Here is an 18,648-nt window from a genome sequence, read left to right on the forward strand (position 1 = left end):
GAAACTTTAGCCATGATTAGCGCGTAGGAAGCAGGACGTCGACCGTGCAGCCGTGCAGTCTTCCGCCGTTCCCCGCTCAACTCCGGTTTCCATGCCCGCTCCGCTGTCCTTCGGCTCCTGGTTCTGGCTCGGCGCCTCGCCCGCCTCGGCGGTGCGGGTCGAGCGGGACGTGCGCGTCGACGTGTTCCGCGGCCTCTCCCTGCTGATCATCTTCGTCGATCACGTGGCCGGCAACGTGCTGACCCGCGTCACCCCGACCTCCATGGGCTTTTCGGACGCGGCGGAATATTTCGTCCTGCTCGCCGGCTTCTCCGCGGCGCTCGCCTACGGGACGGTGATGGACCGTCGCAGCCTGGTCACCGGCACCGCCCAGGTCGTCGCCCGCATCTGGAAGCTCTACCTCGCCCATCTCGGCCTGTTCGTGTTCACCGCCGTCGCCGTCGCCTTCATGGCCGTGCGCTTCGGCAACCCGGTCTATTACGAGCACGTCGCGATCCTGCCCTTCTTCCAGGATCCGGCCACGACTCTGCTGCAGACGGCGGCCCTCGTCTTCCTGCCGAACTACCTCGACATCCTGCCGCTCTACATCGTGCTGCTCGCCATGCTGCCGGTGCTGTGGCTCCTGGCGCGCATTGCGCCGGCGGTGGCGCTCGCCGCCTCGGCCGGGCTCTATGCGGCGTCCTGGGCCTTCGAGCTGGCCATTCCCAACATGTCGACGGGCGGCACCTGGTTCTTCAATCCCTTCGCCTGGCAACTGCTCTTCACCACCGGCATCGTCGCCGGCCAGGCGGTGCTGCGCGGCGTCGCCCTGCCGCGCTCGCCCGTCATCACCGCCGCCGCCGTGGCGATCGTCCTGTTCGGCCTGGTCAGCGCCGCGCCCTGGGCCGTCGTCGCCGGCTTCGAGAGCCTGGTCCTGCCAGACGACTGGCGCCTCGACCTCGACAAGACCAATCTCTCCCTGTGGCGCTTCGCCCACGCCCTGTCGCTGGCCTATCTCGTCGCCGCCCACGTACCGCGCACCGCCGCCTGGCTCGCCGCGGCACCGGCCCGGCTGCTGGAACAGGCCGGGCGGCATTCGCTGCCGCTGTTCAGCTTCGGCGTCATCCTGTCGCTCCTCGGCACCTTCGCCTTCACCGAGATCGGCCGCGGCCCTGCGATGCAGCTCTTCGTCAACCTCGTCGGCATCGCCCTCTTGCTCGGCACGGCGGCTGTGCTTGAATGGTATAAGAGTGCAACCGCCAAGGTGCCGGCGAAAGCTGTGGCTAGCGCCAGCGAGGTGAAGCCCGCGTGAGACTCTTCCCGCCGTTCCGCGTCCTGGGGCCGTGCCTGGCCCTGATGGCTCTCCTGGGGCCCGCGGCCCTGGGGTCGGAGACGCGTGCGCCGGCCGAGGCCTCCTGTCCCGTCGCCGCACAGCTGCGTGGTTTCGCCGCCGACCTGCCGAGAGCCCGCGGCGCCATCGCCGACGGGCGGAAGCTCACCATCGTCGCACTCGGCTCGTCCTCGACGCTGGGCACCGGTGCCTCGTCGGAGGAACACGCCTATCCCGCGGTCCTCCGCCGCGAGCTGGCCTCGTTGCTGCACGGTCATGAGATCGACGTGGTCAATTCCGGGGTCGGCGGCAATTCAGCCCACCAGATGTACCAGCGTATCGACGCGGACGTGCTGTCCGAGCAGCCGCAGCTCGTCGTCTGGCAGACCGGCGTTTTCGACGCGGTCCACGACATCGGCATCGAGAAGTTTAAGCGCATCCTGCGCAAGGGCATCGCCAAGATTCGCGAGGGCGGTGCCGACGTCGTGCTGATGGACCAGTTGCCCCTGCCGCGCGCCGACCGCTTTCCGGCCTATGCCAGCTATGTCGCAGCCCTGCACGAGGTCGCGGCCGAGACCGAGACGCCCGTCTTCCGACGCAACGACCTCTTCGCCGTTTTGATCAACGAAGGCCGGCTGCGCCAGGACGAGATGCTGCCGACGGCGGGAGACAACCTGGTGGACGGCAGCTATCACTGCCTCGGCGTCAATCTGGCGCGGACTCTCGCGGAAAAACTGTCCCCGCGCGCCGTTCCCTCCCGTCCCTGAGACTTTCAGGACACCGGCAGGCTGAGCTTGACGATCAGGCCCGAGGGGCTGTTGTCGGCAAAGGCGATGGTGCCGCCATGGGCTTCCATCACCGAGCGTGCGATCGTCAGGCCGAGGCCAAATCCGTCCGTGTCGTTCATGGTGCGCGCGTCTTCGCCCCGCACGAAGGGCTCCAGCATGGCGGCGCGCCGGGCGAGGGGGATGCCGGGACCTTTGTCGGCGACCGCGATCACGGCCATGGACCCCTCGCGGCTGAGGGAGAGTTCAGCCGTGCCGCCGTATTTGATGGCGTTGTCGACCACGTTGGCCACCGCGCGCTCCACGTCGAAGGGCCGGCCGCGCACCGGCAGGCGCGCCGAGACCTGCATAGTCACGGGCTTGCCCACGTCGGCATAGCCGTCGGCGATGGTCTGCAGCAGGCTCTGAAGGTCGAAGGTGGTGGACGCGGCGTCGCTGCGGCCATCGCGCAGGTGGGTGAGGGCGCTCTGCACCAGCGCGTCCATCTGGTCGAGATCAGCCAGCATGCGGCTGCGTTCCGGGCTCTCGTCGAGCATCTCCGCGCGCAGCCGCAGCCGTGTGATCGGCGTGCGCAGGTCGTGGCCGACCGCGGCGAGGGTCTTGGTCCGGTCATCAACCAGCTTGGTGATGCGCTCCTGCATGCGGTTGAGGGCGCGCGCCACCGTACGGATCTCACGCGGCCCGCTCTCGGACAGCGGCTGGACGGTCTGTCCGAAGCCATAGGACTCCACCGTCGCCTCGATGGCGCGGAGCGGCTTCGTCAGCGACAGCGCCGCCCATGATCCGAGCATGGCGAGGCTGACCAGAACGAAGATGATCGTCACCCGCAGGGGACCGCCCGGAGCCGGCGGCGGCCTGTCCCGCACCAGCGTCACCGCCGCCGGCGTGCCGTCCCTGAGGCCGATGACGATCCGCACCCGGTCGCTGCCCGGCCGGTCGCTGGCCTCCGTCGGCTCGCCGACGTTGAAACCCTCTCCCAGCAGGCGCCTCAGGTGCATCGCCCGGTGGTCGGGGACCGCGGGGGCGGCCGGCGATCCGGCCGGAGGGAGCTCGATGCCCAGATCCGGCGCGCTGCTGCGGATGCGGGCGATCACCTGCGCCCGCTCGGCGGGAGGCGTGACGTCGAGCAGACGGACGAAGCCCGCGACGCGGCCGGTCGTCTCGGCCGGATGCTCGCCCCGGTCCTGCCGCGACCAGACCACCGTGATGAAGAACACCAGATGGAGCGCGCAGACCGAGAGGATGACCAGCAGGGCGATCTGGCCGGCGATTCTGTCGGGGAGGAAGCGCGTCCAGATCGATCCGGGCCGGCCCGGCATCATTGCGCCTCGACGTCCGGGGTGAACATGTAGCCGCCGGACCTCACCGTCTTGATGAGGTCGGGCCGTTGGGGATCGGTCTCGATCTTGCGGCGCAGGCGGACCACGAGGATGTCGATGCTGCGCTCGTTCGGGCCGGCGGCGCGGCCCTGGGTGAGGTCGATGAGCTGGTCGCGGCTGAGAAGGCGGCCCGGCCGCTGGCAGAAGACGCGCAGCAGGTCGAATTCGCCGTCGGTGACGGAGACGCGGGCGCCGCCCGGATCGGTCAGGCTGCGGCGCAGCGCATCCAGGGTCCAGCCGTGAAAGCTGAACCGGTGGGCGCTGTCGACCGGCGGCTCGTCCTGCTGCCCGTTGGAGCGGCGCAGCACAGCCCGCACGCGTGCCAGCAGCTCGCGCGAGGCGAAGGGCTTGACGAGGTAGTCGTCGGCCCCGAGCTCGAGGCCGAGAACCCGGTCGAGTTCCTCGCCCTTGGCCGAGACCATGATGATGGGAAGCTTGGTCTGCGCCCGCAGCCGGCGGCAGATCGACAGGCCGTCTTCCTGGGGCAGCATGACGTCGAGGATGATGAGGTCGATGCGGCTGTCGGCCAGGATCTTGTCCATCTCGCGGCCGTCGCCGGCGGTGGAGACACGGAAGTCGTTGGACTTCAGGAATCGGGCGATGAGTCCGCGAATCTCGCGGTCGTCCTCGACGATCAGAATGTGGGGTTCGCTGGACATGGCCGGACAGATAGGTGAGGGCAGGCGGGTCGAGAAACGGAAATTTGTTTCCGTCTGTTTCGGTATGGGGATGCCGAAATAGTCCGAAACCAAGTGGGCGTCGGCGCTAAGATCGCATTAAGCATATCGGCGCGTCCTGCCGGTGTCAGTGTAGTCCTGTCACCGCAACCGAAGGAGGCACCCATGACGACGACGATATCATCGTCTTCGTACGCCGCGCAGCGACCCTCGCCGCGCGACATGCTGCAAAATACCCTCGCCGCACAGGTTTCGTCCGGCGAGGTCTCCTCATCCGACGCGAGCGCGCTTTCGTCGGCCCTCGACCAGATCGACCAGGCCATGAAGGCCGAGCGTGGCAGCTTCTCCTCCACGCGCACCGCACCCCCGAGCCCCGACGAGGCCAAGTCCAAGATCGACAGCCTCATCGCCGAGCAGGTGGAGGCCGGCACGCTCACCGAGGACCAGGCGGCCGAGCTCAAGGAAATCTTCTCCGAGACCTTCGCCAATGGCCCCGGCGGCGGTCGTGGCCCCGGCGGTCCGCCTCCCGGCCCGCCTCCGGGCGAGGAGAGCGAGAGCTCCGGCACCACCAGCCTCACCATCACCACCAACGATTCGGCGGTGAGCACGGCGCTGCAGGATTTCCTCAAGCAGCTCCAGGAGAAGCTGGGATCCGGCTACGGCACCTCCGGCCAGTCGACCTCGGGGACCTCGACCTCCCTGCTGTTCGACGTCTCCGCCTGACCTGTGGGCCGCCGCGCCCGGGGTGCGGCGGCCTTTCTCTCCGCGACACGGGGCCTCGGCTCCCGTGTCGTCGTCGCGGCTTCCCATCGGCGGGAAAGCCGTCTATAGGGGCCGCTTAATCACGCGACCCGATGTTCAGGGGATGCGGTTGCGGGAGGCTGGCTCGAAGCGGGTCCGGCCTCTTTTTTTGCGCCGCGCGTCCCCGAAGATCCAGACGAGCCTTCAAAGGGCCGGAGCCTCATGCCGAAACGCACCGACATCTCCTCCATCCTGATCATCGGCGCCGGCCCGATCGTCATCGGCCAGGCTTGCGAGTTCGACTATTCCGGCACGCAGGCGGTGAAGGCGCTGAAGGAGGAGGGCTACCGGATCGTCCTGGTCAACTCCAATCCCGCCACCATCATGACCGATCCGGACATGGCGGACGCCACCTATATCGAGCCGATCACGCCGGAGATCGTCGCCAAGATCATCGAGAAGGAGCGCAACGTCGTTCCCGGCGGCTTCGCCCTGTTGCCGACCATGGGCGGCCAGACCGCGCTCAATACCGCCCTGAAGCTCGAGGAGATGGGCGTTCTGGCCAAGTTCGACGTCGAGATGATCGGCGCCAAGGCCGACGCCATCGACAAGGCGGAGAACCGCGAGCGCTTCCGCCAGGCCATGGCCAAGATCGGCCTGCAGACGCCGAAGAGCCACGTCGTCCAGTCGCTCGGCGCCGCCCTCGACGTGCTCGACGACATCGGCCTGCCGGCCATCATCCGCCCCTCCTTCACCATGGGCGGCACGGGCGGCGGCATCGCCTACAACAAGGCCGAGTTCATCGAGATCTGCGAGCGCGGCCTCGACGCCTCGCCGACGACCGAAGTCCTCGTCGAGGAGAGCGTCCTCGGCTGGAAGGAGTTCGAGATGGAGGTCGTGCGCGACCGCGCCGACAACGCCATCATCGTCTGCTCGATCGAGAACCTCGACCCGATGGGCGTCCATACCGGCGATTCGATCACCATCGCGCCGGCGCTGACGCTGACCGACAAGGAATACCAGATGATGCGCGACGCCTCGATCCGCGTGCTGCGCGAGATCGGGGTGGAGACCGGCGGCTCCAACGTCCAGTTCGCCGTCAACCCAGCCGACGGCCGCCTCGTCGTCATCGAGATGAACCCTCGCGTGTCGCGCTCCTCGGCGCTCGCCTCCAAGGCGACGGGTTTTCCCATCGCCAAGGTCGCCGCCAAGCTCGCCGTCGGCTACACGCTGGACGAGGTGAAGAACGACATCACCGGCGGCGCGACGCCGGCCTCCTTCGAGCCGACCATCGACTACATCGTCACCAAGGTGCCGCGCTTCGCCTTCGAGAAGTTCCCCGGCGCCGATCCGGTGCTGACGACCTCGATGAAGTCGGTCGGCGAGGTCATGGCCATCGGCCGCACCTTCCAGGAATCGCTGCAGAAGGCCATGCGCGGCCTCGAGACGGGCCTCACGGGGCTCGACGAGATCGAGATCGAGGGCCTCGGCAAGGGGGACGACAAGAACGCCATCCGCGCCGCCCTCGGTACGCCGACGCCGGACCGGCTCCTGAAGGTGGTGCAGGCCATGCGGCTCGGCATCTCCAACGAGGAGATCCATTCCTACTGCCGTATCGACCCCTGGTTCCTCGAGCAGATCCGCGGCATCGTCGACATGGAGGCCGAGGTGCGCGCCAAGGGCGTGCCGAGGACCGCCGGCGCGCTGCGCCGCCTCAAGGCCATGGGCTTCTCCGACGCCCGCCTCGCCGTGCTCACCGAGAAGACGGAAGGCGAGGTGGCGAAGGCGCGCCGCGCTCTCGGCGTCCGCCCCGCCTACAAGCGCATCGACACCTGCGCGGCGGAGTTCGCATCCCCCACCGCCTACATGTACTCGACCTACGAGGCGCCCTTCGCCGGCGCGCTCGCCGACGAATCCCGGCCCTCGGGGCGTGAGAAGATCGTCATCCTCGGCGGCGGCCCCAACCGCATCGGCCAGGGCATCGAGTTCGACTATTGCTGCTGCCACGCCTGTTTCGCGCTCTCGGACGCCGGGTTCGAGACGATCATGATCAACTGCAACCCCGAGACGGTGTCCACCGACTACGACACCTCCGACCGGCTCTATTTCGAGAGCCTGACGGCGGAGGACGTCATCGAGATCATGGAGCGGGAGAAGCAGAACGGCACGCTGAAGGGCGTCATCGTCCAGTTCGGCGGCCAGACGCCGCTGAAGCTCGCCCGCGCGCTGGAGGAGGCCGGCATCCCCATCCTCGGCACCTCGCCGGACGCCATCGATCTCGCCGAGGACCGCGACCGGTTCAAGCGCCTTCTCGACAAGCTCGGCCTCAAGCAGCCGAAGAACGGCATCGCCTATTCGGTCGAGCAGGCCCGCCTGATCGCCGCCGAGCTCGGCTATCCGCTCGTCGTGCGCCCGTCCTACGTGCTCGGCGGCCGCGCCATGCAGATCATCCGCGAGGAGGGCCAGCTCGGCGACTACCTGCTCGGCACCTTGCCGGAGCTGGTGCCGGCCGACGTCAAGGCGCGCTATCCCAACGACAAGACCGGCCAGATCAACACGGTCCTCGGCAAGAACCCGCTGCTCTTCGACCGCTATCTCTCCGACGCCATCGAGGTCGACGTCGACTGCCTCGCCGACGGCAAGACCAGCTATGTCGCCGGCATCATGGAGCATATCGAGGAGGCCGGCATCCACTCGGGCGACAGCGCCTGCTCGCTGCCGCCCTATTCGCTGCCCGGGCAGATGCTGGCCGAGCTGGAGCGCCAGACCAAGGCGCTGGCCCTCGCCCTCGACGTCGGCGGCCTGATGAACGTCCAGTACGCCATCAAGGACGGCGACATCTACGTCCTCGAGGTCAATCCGCGCGCCTCCCGCACCGTGCCCTTCGTCGCCAAGGTGGTGGGCGAGCCCATCGCCAAGATCGCCTCGCGCATCATGGCGGGCGACAGCCTGGACTCCTTCGGCCTGAAGCCGAAGGTTCTCGACCATGTCGGCGTCAAGGAGGCGGTCTTCCCCTTCGCCCGCTTCCCCGGCGTCGACGTTCTGCTCGGCCCCGAGATGCGCTCCACCGGCGAGGTCATGGGCCTCGATCGCACCTTCGCCACGGCCTTCGCCAAGAGCCAGCTCGGCGCGGGGACCATCGTGCCAGTCTCCGGCACGGTCTTCGTCTCGGTGCGCGACGACGACAAGCCGCGCATCCTCGACGCCATCCGCATGCTGCACGGCCTCGGCTTCAAGATCATCGCCACCTCCGGCAACCAGCGCTATCTGGTCGAGCAAGGCATTCCCTGCGGCAAGATCAACAAGGTGCTGGAGGGCCGGCCGCATATCGTCGACGCCCTGAAGAACGGCGAGGTCCAGCTCGTCTTCAACACGACGGAGGGCGCGCAGGCGCTGTCGGACTCCAGGTCCCTGCGCCGTGCGGCCCTCTTGCAGAAGGTTCCCTATTACACCACTCTGGCAGGTGCTGTGGCCGCCGCACAGGGCATCAAGGCCTATCTCGAGGGGGACCTCGAGGTGCGCGCGCTGCAGAGCTATTTCGGCAAGGCCTGATCTTTCGGCCGCTGCCGGAACACGCAAGGGTAAACCATGAAGGTTCGCGGGGCCGGCGTCCTCGGCCCGCGGACCTTTATTCGTCATTGAAAGGCAAGGGCGAGCATCATGGAAAAGGTTCCGATGACCGTCGGCGGTTTCGCCAAGCTCGAAGCCGAGCTCAAGGAACGCCAGCAGGTCGAGCGCCCGCGCATCATCGCGGCGATTTCAGAAGCGCGCTCCCACGGCGATCTTTCGGAGAATGCCGAATATCATTCCGCCAAGGAGCAGCAGTCGCTCAACGAGGGCCGCATCGCGGAACTCGAGAGCCTCATCGCGCGTGCCGAGGTGATCGACGTCACCAAGCTCTCCGGTGACACGGTGAAGTTCGGCGCCACGGTGAAGCTCGTCAACGAGGACACCGAGGAAGAGCGCGTCTGGCAGATCGTCGGCGACAGCGAGGCCGACGCCAAGGCCGGCCGTATCTCCATCTCCTCGCCGCTCGCCCGCGCCCTGATCGGCAAGGCCGCCGGCAGCGTCGTCGAGGTGAACACGCCGAAGGGCGCCCAGAGCTACGAGGTCCTGGAAATCCGCTGGGGCTGACCTTCTTGGCGCATGAGGCCATGCAGCAAGGCGCCGTCCGCGAGGGCGGCGCCTTCGTCTTTGGCGTACCCTGCCGCTGAAACGATGGCGGCCGAGCCTCGCGGACGGACTGAAACGCTGCGGGGGGATGGTCGGCGGCCGCTGGAGAGGACGTTCCACCATGACGAGACCTTGCCCGACCCACCGCCCGGATCGCCGCCAGGCGCTTCGTCTCGGCTTCGCCGCCGCACTCGCCGTGACAGCCACGGCCCGGGCGCAGGACAGGCCGACGCCCGACCCGGCACTCCAGGCGGCCATCGTCAAGTCCAACGCCTATACCGAATTGCTCAACCGCACCCTGCGGGCGGTCGATTCCTGGAACCGCTACCGGAGCTGGGTCGACATGCGGCGCGGGCCGACGGGCCGCGAGCGCTACATCACCTACGGCCTCTACAGCCTCTATGACGTGCGCGGCGAGATCGAGAAGGCCGGGCAGGCGGTGATCCAGGAACCGGCCATGCCGGACCTCGACGACGCCATCCGACGCTATATCCAGTCCTATTCAGCCCTGGCGCCCCTGATCACCCGCGCCAACGTCTATTACGAGCGCAAGGACTACCAGGACGACGGCGCGGCGTTCGGCCGCGAGCTGCACCGCGACATGGTGCCGGCGGCGGAAGCCTTCCTGAAGGACCGCGCCGAGGTGGAGCAGCACATGCGCGCCATGCGCGCCGATCTCGACGTGCGCGAACTCGCCGACGTGGAGCGGCGGGAGGGGCGCTCGGCCCGCTGGAACGTCCGCAACGTCATGATCGCCGCGCGCGGGGTGATGGACCTCATGCCCTCGGATGCGCGGCCGGTGGTGGATCTCGCGGCCTTCGACGCGGCGATCGGGCGCTATGCGGCGGCGCTTCGCGAGCTGGACAAGCTGAAGGAGACCGATCCCTCGGGGGCCTCCATCATCGACGGGCAGGCCGGCTCCTGGCTCGGCAGCCTGCGCGAATACCGGCAGAAGCTCGGCCGTGCCCGCGGCGACGCCCGCCGTGCGGGCGGCCACGAGCGCATGTGGATCGTCAACAACTACAACATGATGGTGTCCATGGCGCAGACGCGGCTGCGGATCGGGCGCTAAAAGGCCGCAGGCCGCCTCACGCAGGCGTGAGCGCCGGCCGGTGTCCGGCCCGCGGGACCGTGCGTTAGTCTGGTCCATCCACTCTCCGTGGGAGATCGACCATGCCGAACCGACGCACTGTCTCGGGCGCCGCCGCCGTCGCCATCGTCACCGCTCTCTCCGGTGCCGCTCTCGCCCATCACGGCTGGGGCGGCTTCGACCGCGACAAGGTCCTCGATCACTCCGGCCCGGTCGCCCGCTCGACCTACGCCAATCCCCACGGCACCCTCTATATGCAGAAGGACGGCCAGGAGCTGACCATCGAGCTGGCGCCGACATCGCGCATGCAGGCGAGGGGCCTCACGGCGGAGGACATCGCCGCGGGCAAGACGGTGCGTGTCTACGCCTACCAGAACCGCGGCAACCCGGCCGTCTACCGCGCCGAGTGGGTCGAGGTGTCTGGCCGCCGCGTCGAGCTCAGGTAAAGGCGATCCAGCGACCGAGCCCGATGGCCGCGAGCCACAGGGCGAGGGAGGCGAGGGCGCTGAGGCGGCCAGCCGCCCGGTCGAGCAGGGCAGGGAGCCCCAGCCGGCGGGCCGCGACCTCGAAGGCGACGGCGTTGGCGAGCGCGAGAACGACCACCGCCAGCTTGGCGAGAAAGGTCGGGTTGGCGAGATACTCGTCCGGCCGCGCCGACGCCAGCAGGATGCCCGAAGGCACGGCGAGGCCGGCTCCGAGCTTCGCCGTGCTGCGCAGGACCGAAAGAGCCCCGGTGTCCAGCCCGCGCAGGAAGCCTGCCAGCCGGAGGTCGACGAGCGCGATGGGGGCGAAGAGCAGGGCGATGCCGACGACGTGCAGGGCCGAGACGGCGGCATAGACGGGTGTCGAGAGGGCGATGCCGGTGATCCGGCCGAGATCGGTCCACAGGCCGACCAGCGCCTCCACCGGCCTCAGCCGAGCAGTTGCTTGACGAGCGGGCTCGCCTTGCCGAAGTCCATCTGGCCGGCATAGCGGGCCTTCAGCTCGCCCATCACCTTGCCCATGTCCTTGACACCCGTGGCACCCGTCTCGGCGATGACGGCGGCAATGGCGGTCTTGGCCTCCGCCTCGTCCATCTGCTTCGGCAGATAGGCGGATATGACGGCGATCTCAGCATTCTCCTGCTCGGCGAGTTCGGGCCGGCCGCCCTCGCCATACATCTTGGCGCTCTCCTGGCGCTGCTTCACCATCTTCTGGAGAAGCTGCAGGATCTCGTCGTCGGAGATCGGCCCCTTGCCGGCGCCACGGGCCTCGATGTCCTTGTCCTTCAGCGCAGCCTGGATCAGGCGGATCGTGCCGAGGCGCGGCTTGTCGCCGCCCTTCATGGCCTCTTTCAGATCGCTCATGAACCGGTCGCGCAGCATCGGAAATTCCTAAGGTGGGACGCGGGCGGCAGTCCAGACCCGGCAGAGAGCAGGGCAGGGCCGGCAGCGTCGCAGAAGCCGGGCGACGGTGGATTTCGGCAGGCCGTAGCCCGCATTCCTTTTGACCGACGCCCAAGTCGTCGCTATGTAGGCGCCTCATGACACACAGACAAGACGAATCCGGCTGGACAGATCCCAAGCCGACGGCCCTGCTCGTCCTCGCCGACGGCACGGTGATCGAAGGTTTCGGCCTCGGAGCGGAAGGCATCGCCGACGGCGAGGTCTGCTTCAACACCGCCATGACCGGCTACCAGGAGATCCTCACCGATCCTTCCTATGCCGGGCAGATCATCACCTTCACCTTTCCCCATATCGGCAATGTCGGCGCCAACGACGAGGACATCGAGACGGTCAACATGGCCGCCGCCTCGGGCGTGCGCGGCGTGGTGCTGAAGGCGGCGATCACCAGCCCGTCGAACTACCGCTCCGGCGGGCATTTCGACCTCTGGCTGAAGCGTCGCGGCATCGTCGGCCTCTGCGGGGTCGATACCCGCGCGCTCACTGCTCTCATCCGCGAGAAGGGCATGCCCAATGCCGTCATCGCCCATTCGCCGGGCGGCGAGTTCGACGTCGAGGCGCTGAAGCGCCGCGCCGCGGGCCTGCCGCCCATGGACGGGCTCGATCTCGTGCCCGGCGTCACCTCCAGCCAGCGCTATCCCTGGTCGGAGACGGTCTGGGAATGGGACGAGGGTTACGGCACCGCCGGCGAGCCCCGCTTCCACGTCGTGGCGCTCGACTACGGGGTGAAGCGCAACATCCTGCGCCTGCTCGCCAATGCCGGCTGCAAGGTCACGGTCATGCCGGCCAGCGCCACTGCCGAGGAGGTCATGGCGCTGAAGCCCGACGGTGTCTTCCTCTCCAACGGCCCCGGCGACCCTGCCGCCACCGGCGACTATGCCGTGCCGGTGATCCGGGCGGTGCTGGACAAGCAGATTCCGACCTTCGGCATCTGTCTCGGCCACCAGATGCTGGGCCTGGCCGTCGGCGCCAAGACCAAGAAGATGCACCAGGGCCATCACGGGGCGAACCACCCGGTGAAGGACATGGACACGGGAAAGGTCGAGATCACCTCGATGAACCACGGCTTCGCCGTGGACGAGGCGACACTGCCTGCCAATGCCCGGCCGACCCACATCAGCCTCTTCGACGGCTCCAATGCCGGCATCGCGCTGACTGACAAGCCGGCCTTCTCGGTCCAGTACCACCCCGAGGCGAGTCCCGGTCCGATGGACAGCCACTATCTCTTCGACCGCTTCGTCGCGATGATGGAACAGGCCAGGGCCAAGGCTCCGGCCTGACCGGCGAGGCTGCGGCGTTATCCACGTTATCCACAGGAAGATCGCCGTCGGACAAGGTCTGACACCGGTCGATCCATAACGACCAAAGAAAAAGCCTCGCAATATCTTGCGAGGCTTTTTTCATGTGCCGTGTCAGCACTTCGACTTTAGTGGCGGGCGATGCGCACTCGGCCGACGCCGCGCTGGATGAGGCCGATCCGGCGGGCCGCGCCGCGCGACACGTCAACGATCCGCCCGCGCACGAAGGGGCCGCGGTCGACGATGGTGACGGTGGTGGAGCGGCCGTTGGCGAGATTGGTCACGGTGATGACGGATCCGCAGGGCAGCGAGCGGTGGGCGGCGGTCATGGCCTCGGGATTGTGGCGCCCGCCGCAGGCTGTGCGCCCCGGGAGCTGGTACCAGGAGGCAAGGCCGACGCCGTCGGCGGCGCGGACCTCACCCGAGGGAGCGAGGGCAAAAACGGCGGCGCCGATCGCGGCGAGGCGAAGCGAAAACGTCATCGATGGGGGTCTCGGCTCTCGGGTGGGCGAACGCGCCGCGACCCGGGTGGGTTCCAGCAGCCGGGACGATCGTCACGCCGGCCACCAAGCGATCCACGCCAGCTAGAGGTGAAATGGGACCAGAATGCGGCGCCGGGTCCTGCGGAGATAACGGCCGCCGATGGGCCCCATCAGCAAATCGCGATTGCGGCCCGGCCGGCGAAGCCCGATCCTCCCGACAGAGGCATCAAGGGAGGCCAGAATGACCGACACGTTCCGCGCCGACGATCTCGTCATCCACCGTATCGTCGAGCAGGAGGGCGGCTTCCTCGACGCCATGGACATGCTTCCCGACCTGACGGCGGAGACCCTCGCCGCCGAGCGCGGCTGGCTGACGGCGGCCGGCGGCCTCATCCCCGACGGGCGGCTGAGCCTCGCCTTCCAGACCTATGTGGTGCGTACGCCGCACCACGTCGTGCTGGTGGACAGCTGCATCGGCAACGACAAGCACCGGCCGACCCGGCCCGACTGGCACGGCAAGACCGACACGCGCTTCATGGACGGGCTCGCGGCGGCCGGCCTGTCGGTGGACGACGTCGATTACGTCATGTGCACCCATCTCCACGCCGACCATGTCGGCTGGAACACCCGGCTGGAGAACGGCCGATGGGTGCCGACCTTCCCGAAGGCGCGCTACGTCTTCTCCGCCCGCGAGTTCGAGCACTGGCAGGCGGCGGACGCCAAGGCGCCGGTCTTCCCCTTTCAGGACAGCGTGCTGCCGGTGGTGGACGCAGGCAGGGCCGATCTCGTCGCCGGCGACCACGCCATCGGCGATCATGTCCGCCTGATGCCGACGCCGGGTCACACGCCCGGCCACGTCTCGATCCTCTTCGGCAAGGGGCGCGACGCGGCGGTGGCACCCGGCGACCTCATCCACTCGCCCTTGCAGGCGCTCTTTCCCGTGCTCTCCACCAAGTTCGACGTCGACAGGGTCGAGGCGGCGAAGACCCGCCGCGACTTCCTGGAGCGCTACAGCGACACCGACACGCTGTGCTGCATGGCGCATTTCCCCTCGCCCTCGGTCGGGCGCATCCGGCCCTGGCGCGACGGGTTCCGCTGCGAGCCGGCGGCCTGACGCCTCAGGCCCAGAGGCGCTCGCGCTCGCGGCCGCGATAGAGCGGCGCGACATATTCGCCGTAGCCGTTGAAGAGCTGGGTCGGCACGCGCCCGCCGCCGCCGATCAGCTCCTCCGTCGCCTGGCTCCAGCGCGGATGGGCGACCGCCGGGTTCACATTGGCCCAGAAGCCGTATTCGCCGCCCTGAAGCCGCTCCCAGAAGCTCTGCGGCCGCTGCTCGGTGAAGGAGATGCGGACGATCGACTTGACCGACTTGAACCCGTATTTCCACGGCACGATGAGCCTGAGCGGCGCGCCGTGCTGGCGCGGCACCGGCTTGCCGTAGGTGCCGGTGACGAGGATGGCGAGGTCGTGGGCCGCCTCGTCGATGGCGAGCCCCTCCACATAGGGCCAGGAATACCAGGGCGAGCGCATGCCCGGCGCCCAGCTCTGGGTGTCGAAGGTCTCCATGCGCAGATATTTCGCCGAGCCCTGCGGCTGGACCATGTCCATCAGCGCCTTGATCGGGAAGCCCGTCCAGGGAACGGTCATGCCCCAGGCCTCGACGCAGCGGAAGCGGTAGACGCGCTCCTCCAGCGGCATGGCGCGGATCAGCTTGTCGATGTCGATCGTCTGGGGCTTCTCGACGAGGCCGTCGATCTTCACTGTCCAGGGGCGGATCGGCAGGGCCTGGGCCGCGCGCGCCACCTGCTTGGACGTGCCGAATTCGTAGAAATTGTTGTAGTTGCCGGCGACGTTTTCCGCCGTCAGCGGCCGCTCGACCGTGTAGGTCTCGTTACGCCGGACGGGGTAGAGATCGGCGGTCGGATCGGCCGCGCCCTGGGCCTCGGCACGCCCCGCCAGTCCGGCTGCGGCGAATCCCGCACCCGCGGCCATCAGGCCGCGCCGCGACAGGAAGATGTTCTCGGGTGTGACGGCGGATTCCGGCAGTTCCCAACCGCGCTTCGACTTGATCAGCATGGGGGCTCCTTTTGTCGTTCTGACAGGCTATAGGCCGGCCGGCCCGTCATCCAATCACGCTATGGCGAGTCGTCCGACCCCCCGGAGGCCAACGTGCTGCCGCAGACCCTCGTTCCCTATATCGGCCTGACCGCGGCTTTCGTTACGACTCTCTGCTGGCTGCCCCAGGCTTTTCAGATCATCCGCACCCGCGACACCCGCGCCATCTCGCTGCCCGCCTATGCCGCCTTCGCCTGCGGCATCGCCCTCTGGCTCGTCTACGGCGTCGCGCTGGGCGACGGGCCGCTGATCCTCGCCAACACGATCACCCTGGCGCTGCAGCTCACCATCGTCGGTCTCAAGATCCGATACGGGTGAGGCCGCCGCGCGGATCGCGGCTGAAACGATCGGGTGGCACAGGGGGCGGCAGGAGAATTCCATGTCCCGCACGCCCTTCGCGCAGCTTTCCGCTCTCGCGCTGACGATCGGCCTCGGCGCAACCCCGGCCGTTGCCTGCCATCCGTCCCTGCCCGTCATCCGCTCCGACAAGGGCCGCGTCTTCACGGCCGAGGCTTTCGCGCATCCCACCTGGCGCCAGCGCGGCTCCGACGGGCGCATGCGCACTTACGGCCGGCAGGTCTGGCGCGGCCGGATCGGCGACCGTGGCGCCTATCTCACATTCGACGAGATCCCCGGCACGTCGGGACCCAATCACCATCTCGCCTATCGGCTGGATCGTCCACCGGTGTCGCTGCGCTGGCAGCCGGCAGGACGCTGGGATCTCGGCGAAAGCTTCATCGTCCGTGGCGGTCCGCTCGACGGCGTCTGGAGCGTCGCCAACTGCGCATCTTGACCGCAGCGGCGGTCATGCCGTCGCGGCCCGGTTCGTGCTAGCCATGCACCGTCCCACCGGAGTTCCCCATGGCGTCGCTGACCTCGCCCTTCGTCTCGCCCATCCTGCTGCTGCTCGCCTCCAACGTCTTCATGACCTTCGCCTGGTACGGCCACCTGAAGTTCAAGGCCGCTCCGCTCGCCCTGGTCATCGTGGCGAGCTGGGGCATCGCCCTCTTCGAATATTGCCTCGCCGTGCCGGCCAACCGCATCGGCCACGAGGTCTACAGCGCCGCCGAGCTCAAGACGATCCAGGAGGTCATCACCCTCGTCGTCTTCGCCGTCTTCTCGGTGGTGGTGCTGAAGGAACAGCTGACGTGGAACCATGCGATCGGTTTCGCCCTGATCGCCGCCGGCGCCTTCTTCGTCTTCCAGGGGAGAGCCGCATGACCCGCGCCTTCTCGAGCGGCATTCCCGCCCTCGATGCCTATCTCGCCGACGGCTACGACACGGTGCCCGGCATGTCCTCGCGCTTCTCGGCGACGATCTGCGGCCACGTGCTGCGCCGCCAGAGCGAAATGGGCATCCGCGGCAGTCTCGCGGAGATCGGCACCTTCGAGGGCCGTTTCTTCATCGCCATGGGCCATGCCCTGGCACCGGGGGAACACGCCTACGGATTCGACATCTTCTCCTGGCCCGACGACCACGTCCTCGACCGCTTCGTCGCCAATGCGGCGCGCTGTGGCCTGGCGGCCGACAGGTTCACGCCGCGCCCTTTCGACACCGGAAAGCTCACCGTCGACGAATTCGCCGGCCTGACCGGGCGGGGACCCCTCCGCTTCGTCCACATCGACGGCGAGCACTCGCCGGAGGCGCTCGGCCACGACCTGGCGCTCGCCCATGCCCGGCTGCACCCCCAGGGGCTGATCTGCCTCGACGACATGCTGCACCCCGGCTACCCGTTCCTCGTGGTCACGGTGCACGCCTATCTCTCGGCCCATCCCGAGATGTGCCTGATGTGCGTCATCGACCGGGAGGACATCGTCGCGGCGGCGAAGTTCCTCATCTGCCGGCGTGACGCGGTAAAGCTCTACGAGAACGACCTCATGCAGAGCTTCCCCGCCCAGCATTTCATCCTGGGAGGTGACGCCATGGGCCACCACTGCGTGGTGCTGACACCGCATCCGCGGATCGCCGACGTCTGACGTCAGCCTTCGGGCGGCGCGATGCGCAGGAGGGCGCCGTCGCGGGCGTCGGTGAGCGCCCACAGAGCGCCGTCCGGCCCCGCCTGCACGTCGCGGAAGCGGTGTCCGAGATCGGTGAGCAGGCGCTGCTGGCCGACCACGCGCTCGCCGTCGAGCATGATCCGCACCAGCATGCGACCCGCCAGAGCCCCGGAAAAGGCGCTGCCCTTCCAGGCGGGCATCAGGTCGCCGGTGTAGAAGGTGAGGCCAGCCGGCGCGATGGAGGGCGTCCAGTGGACGAGGGGCTGGACCAGACCCTCCCGTTCCCTCAAGCCCCCGTTCACCGGCCGGCCGTCGTAATGGGTACCCCAGGAGATCAGCGGCCAGCCGTAGTTTTCGCCCGGCCGCACGGCATAGAGCCCGTCGCCGCCGCGCGGTCCGTGATTGCTCACCCACAACAGTCCGCTCTCCGGGTGAAGGGCGGCACCCTGCACGTTGCGGAGACCGATGGCCCAGACCTCCGGCGCCCAGCCGGAGCGGCCGGCGGCGCGGGGATTGTCGAGGGCCGGCTCGCCGTCGGCGGTGATGCGCACGATCTTGGCGATCGTGTTCGACGGGTCCTGGCTCAGATCCATCTGGCTGAAGCGGTCGCCGGTGGTGACGAAGAGATGGCCGGAGCGGTCCGCGACGATGCGCGAGCCGAAATGGTTGCTGCTGGCGAAGGCCGGCTGCTGGCGCCAGATCACCCGGCCGTCCTCCAGCGCGTCGCCTGCGACGGAGAGCCGCCCCCGGTAGACGGCCGTGGCGTTGGTGGAGCCCTCGCGGGCCTCGGCGAAGCTCAGGAAGATCTGCCTGTTGCGGGCGAAGTCCGGCGCAAGCGCGATGCCGAGCAGTCCGCCCTGTCCGCGGGCGAGAACACGCGGTCCACCCTCGAGCGGCTTCGACACCTCGCCGTCGGGCATGATCCGGCGCAGGCGGCCGGGGCGCTCCGTGACAAGCATCGAGCCGTCGGGAAGGAAGGCGAGCCCCCAGGGATGCTCGAGACTGCCCGCGACCGTCGTGACGGCGAGCGGCTGGCCGGGCGAGTCGGCGCGCACGGTCCGGGCGGCGGCGCTCCGCGGCGTCAGGCCGAGCAGGGCGGCGGCCGACAGGCCGGAGGCCAGAACGGCGCGGCGATGGGGACCGGATCCCGACATGTGGCTC

The 18,648-nt window shown here is 68.5% G+C and carries 20 protein-coding genes; 13 read left to right on the plus strand and 7 right to left on the minus strand.

Annotated features, from left to right (window positions below):
* Nucleotides 1-91: 91 nt before the first annotated feature.
* Together C6569_RS06885 and C6569_RS06890 are read left to right on the plus strand one after the other, a co-directional pair.
* Nucleotides 92-1,291 (plus strand): OpgC family protein, encoded by a 1,200-nt coding sequence (locus C6569_RS06885; RefSeq protein ID WP_106748146.1) that lies wholly within the window; start codon nt 92-94, stop codon nt 1,289-1,291.
* Nucleotides 1,288-2,076 (plus strand): SGNH/GDSL hydrolase family protein, encoded by a 789-nt coding sequence (locus C6569_RS06890; protein ID WP_106748147.1) that lies wholly within the window; start codon nt 1,288-1,290, stop codon nt 2,074-2,076. Before C6569_RS06885 ends, C6569_RS06890 begins: the two co-directional genes overlap by 4 nt.
* A gap of 5 nt (nt 2,077-2,081) precedes the next feature.
* On the opposite strand, the gene C6569_RS06895 is transcribed toward C6569_RS06890, so the two are convergent.
* Nucleotides 2,082-3,413 carry an ATP-binding protein gene (locus C6569_RS06895; RefSeq protein WP_181313939.1) on the minus strand — a complete coding sequence of 444 codons (1,332 nt, stop codon included), beginning with the start codon at nt 3,411-3,413 and terminating at the stop codon, nt 2,082-2,084.
* On the minus strand, nt 3,413-4,132 hold the full coding sequence (locus tag C6569_RS06900; protein WP_106748149.1) for a response regulator: 720 nt from the start codon (nt 4,130-4,132) through the stop codon (nt 3,413-3,415). Before C6569_RS06900 ends, C6569_RS06895 begins: the two co-directional genes overlap by 1 nt.
* 240 nt (nt 4,133-4,372) lie before the next feature.
* On the opposite strand from C6569_RS06900, the gene C6569_RS06905 reads away from it, so the two are divergent.
* From C6569_RS06905 to C6569_RS06925, 5 genes are all read left to right on the plus strand, one after another.
* Nucleotides 4,373-4,873, plus strand: coding sequence for a hypothetical protein (locus C6569_RS06905; RefSeq protein WP_245898263.1), 501 nt, complete (start codon nt 4,373-4,375; stop codon nt 4,871-4,873).
* A 240-nt stretch (nt 4,874-5,113) separates the two neighbouring features.
* The gene (gene carB / locus C6569_RS06910; RefSeq protein ID WP_106748151.1) at nt 5,114-8,443 is read left to right on the plus strand and encodes a carbamoyl-phosphate synthase large subunit; all 3,330 of its coding nucleotides are present in this window, start codon (nt 5,114-5,116) and stop codon (nt 8,441-8,443) included.
* Nucleotides 8,444-8,548: 105 nt separating this feature from the next.
* The gene (gene greA / locus C6569_RS06915) at nt 8,549-9,025 is read left to right on the plus strand and encodes a transcription elongation factor GreA (protein WP_181314005.1); all 477 of its coding nucleotides are present in this window, start codon (nt 8,549-8,551) and stop codon (nt 9,023-9,025) included.
* Between the two features lie 160 nt (nt 9,026-9,185).
* Nucleotides 9,186-10,136, plus strand: coding sequence for a YiiG family protein (locus tag C6569_RS06920; RefSeq protein ID WP_106748153.1), 951 nt, complete (start codon nt 9,186-9,188; stop codon nt 10,134-10,136).
* A gap of 101 nt (nt 10,137-10,237) precedes the next feature.
* Nucleotides 10,238-10,600: a DUF6152 family protein gene (locus tag C6569_RS06925; protein ID WP_106748154.1), complete on the plus strand. Its 363-nt coding sequence runs from the start codon at nt 10,238-10,240 to the stop codon at nt 10,598-10,600.
* On the opposite strand, the gene C6569_RS06930 is transcribed toward C6569_RS06925, so the two are convergent.
* Nucleotides 10,593-11,060: a DUF2214 domain-containing protein gene (locus C6569_RS06930; protein ID WP_106748155.1), complete on the minus strand. Its 468-nt coding sequence runs from the start codon at nt 11,058-11,060 to the stop codon at nt 10,593-10,595. The two genes, C6569_RS06925 and C6569_RS06930, sit on opposite strands and share 8 nt — an antisense overlap.
* Nucleotides 11,061-11,065: 5 nt before the next feature.
* Entirely contained in the window at nt 11,066-11,518 is a 453-nt protein-coding gene (locus C6569_RS06935; protein WP_106748156.1) for a GatB/YqeY domain-containing protein, read from the minus strand.
* Nucleotides 11,519-11,676: 158 nt separating this feature from the next.
* Between C6569_RS06935 and carA the strand changes: the two genes are divergently transcribed.
* Entirely contained in the window at nt 11,677-12,876 is a 1,200-nt protein-coding gene (carA, locus tag C6569_RS06940) for a glutamine-hydrolyzing carbamoyl-phosphate synthase small subunit (RefSeq protein WP_106748157.1), read from the plus strand.
* Between the two features lie 146 nt (nt 12,877-13,022).
* On the opposite strand, the gene C6569_RS06945 is transcribed toward carA, so the two are convergent.
* Nucleotides 13,023-13,376, minus strand: a complete 354-nt coding sequence (locus C6569_RS06945) for a septal ring lytic transglycosylase RlpA family protein (RefSeq protein WP_106748158.1) — start codon at nt 13,374-13,376, stop codon at nt 13,023-13,025.
* A 241-nt stretch (nt 13,377-13,617) separates the two neighbouring features.
* Between C6569_RS06945 and C6569_RS06950 the strand changes: the two genes are divergently transcribed.
* Nucleotides 13,618-14,490 carry an MBL fold metallo-hydrolase gene (locus C6569_RS06950; protein ID WP_106748159.1) on the plus strand — a complete coding sequence of 291 codons (873 nt, stop codon included), beginning with the start codon at nt 13,618-13,620 and terminating at the stop codon, nt 14,488-14,490.
* A 4-nt stretch (nt 14,491-14,494) separates the two neighbouring features.
* Here C6569_RS06950 and msrP read toward each other — a convergent pair whose 3' ends face one another.
* Nucleotides 14,495-15,451 (minus strand): protein-methionine-sulfoxide reductase catalytic subunit MsrP, encoded by a 957-nt coding sequence (msrP, locus tag C6569_RS06955; RefSeq protein ID WP_106748160.1) that lies wholly within the window; start codon nt 15,449-15,451, stop codon nt 14,495-14,497.
* Nucleotides 15,452-15,544: 93 nt separating this feature from the next.
* On the opposite strand from msrP, the gene C6569_RS06960 reads away from it, so the two are divergent.
* The 4 genes from C6569_RS06960 to C6569_RS06975 all read left to right on the plus strand — a co-directional run bounded on the left by C6569_RS06960 (nt 15,545) and on the right by C6569_RS06975 (nt 17,466).
* Nucleotides 15,545-15,808, plus strand: coding sequence for a SemiSWEET family sugar transporter (locus tag C6569_RS06960; RefSeq protein WP_106748161.1), 264 nt, complete (start codon nt 15,545-15,547; stop codon nt 15,806-15,808).
* Nucleotides 15,809-15,869: 61 nt separating this feature from the next.
* A complete protein-coding gene (locus tag C6569_RS06965) occupies nt 15,870-16,283 on the plus strand; it encodes a hypothetical protein (RefSeq protein WP_106748162.1) in 414 nt (137 codons plus the stop codon).
* A 68-nt stretch (nt 16,284-16,351) separates the two neighbouring features.
* Complete coding sequence (locus tag C6569_RS06970; RefSeq protein ID WP_106748163.1) at nt 16,352-16,711, plus strand: DMT family protein; 360 nt, start codon at nt 16,352-16,354, stop codon at nt 16,709-16,711.
* Nucleotides 16,708-17,466, plus strand: a complete 759-nt coding sequence (locus tag C6569_RS06975; RefSeq protein ID WP_106748164.1) for a class I SAM-dependent methyltransferase — start codon at nt 16,708-16,710, stop codon at nt 17,464-17,466. The genes C6569_RS06970 and C6569_RS06975 overlap by 4 nt, the downstream gene beginning before the upstream one ends.
* A 2-nt stretch (nt 17,467-17,468) precedes the next feature.
* Here the strand turns inward: C6569_RS06975 and C6569_RS06980 are convergent, their stop codons facing one another.
* Complete coding sequence (locus C6569_RS06980; protein ID WP_215905798.1) at nt 17,469-18,641, minus strand: PQQ-dependent sugar dehydrogenase; 1,173 nt, start codon at nt 18,639-18,641, stop codon at nt 17,469-17,471.
* Nucleotides 18,642-18,648: the final 7 nt, after the last annotated feature.

It is taken from the genome of Phreatobacter cathodiphilus (assembly GCF_003008515.1).
In the GTDB taxonomy this organism is placed as follows: Bacteria; Pseudomonadota; Alphaproteobacteria; order Rhizobiales; family Phreatobacteraceae; genus Phreatobacter; species Phreatobacter cathodiphilus.

What these genes read in the sequence shown, in the direction of transcription:
- C6569_RS06925 (WP_106748154.1), top strand. Translation starts at nt 10,238, where the DNA reads ATGCCGAACCGACGCACTGTCTCGGGCGCCGCCGCCGTCGCCATCGTC.
- C6569_RS06935 (WP_106748156.1), bottom strand. Translation starts at nt 11,518, where the DNA reads ATGCTGCGCGACCGGTTCATGAGCGATCTGAAAGAGGCCATGAAGGGC.
- carB (WP_106748151.1), top strand. Translation starts at nt 5,114, where the DNA reads ATGCCGAAACGCACCGACATCTCCTCCATCCTGATCATCGGCGCCGGC.
- C6569_RS06975 (WP_106748164.1), top strand. Translation starts at nt 16,708, where the DNA reads ATGACCCGCGCCTTCTCGAGCGGCATTCCCGCCCTCGATGCCTATCTC.
- msrP (WP_106748160.1), bottom strand. Translation starts at nt 15,451, where the DNA reads ATGCTGATCAAGTCGAAGCGCGGTTGGGAACTGCCGGAATCCGCCGTC.
- C6569_RS06895 (WP_181313939.1), bottom strand. Translation starts at nt 3,413, where the DNA reads ATGCCGGGCCGGCCCGGATCGATCTGGACGCGCTTCCTCCCCGACAGA.
- C6569_RS06920 (WP_106748153.1), top strand. Translation starts at nt 9,186, where the DNA reads ATGACGAGACCTTGCCCGACCCACCGCCCGGATCGCCGCCAGGCGCTT.
- C6569_RS06970 (WP_106748163.1), top strand. Translation starts at nt 16,352, where the DNA reads ATGGCGTCGCTGACCTCGCCCTTCGTCTCGCCCATCCTGCTGCTGCTC.
- C6569_RS06905 (WP_245898263.1), top strand. Translation starts at nt 4,373, where the DNA reads ATGCTGCAAAATACCCTCGCCGCACAGGTTTCGTCCGGCGAGGTCTCC.
- C6569_RS06885 (WP_106748146.1), top strand. Translation starts at nt 92, where the DNA reads ATGCCCGCTCCGCTGTCCTTCGGCTCCTGGTTCTGGCTCGGCGCCTCG.
- C6569_RS06980 (WP_215905798.1), bottom strand. Translation starts at nt 18,641, where the DNA reads ATGTCGGGATCCGGTCCCCATCGCCGCGCCGTTCTGGCCTCCGGCCTG.
- C6569_RS06950 (WP_106748159.1), top strand. Translation starts at nt 13,618, where the DNA reads ATGACCGACACGTTCCGCGCCGACGATCTCGTCATCCACCGTATCGTC.
- C6569_RS06945 (WP_106748158.1), bottom strand. Translation starts at nt 13,376, where the DNA reads ATGACGTTTTCGCTTCGCCTCGCCGCGATCGGCGCCGCCGTTTTTGCC.
- C6569_RS06965 (WP_106748162.1), top strand. Translation starts at nt 15,870, where the DNA reads ATGTCCCGCACGCCCTTCGCGCAGCTTTCCGCTCTCGCGCTGACGATC.
- C6569_RS06900 (WP_106748149.1), bottom strand. Translation starts at nt 4,132, where the DNA reads ATGTCCAGCGAACCCCACATTCTGATCGTCGAGGACGACCGCGAGATT.
- carA (WP_106748157.1), top strand. Translation starts at nt 11,677, where the DNA reads ATGACACACAGACAAGACGAATCCGGCTGGACAGATCCCAAGCCGACG.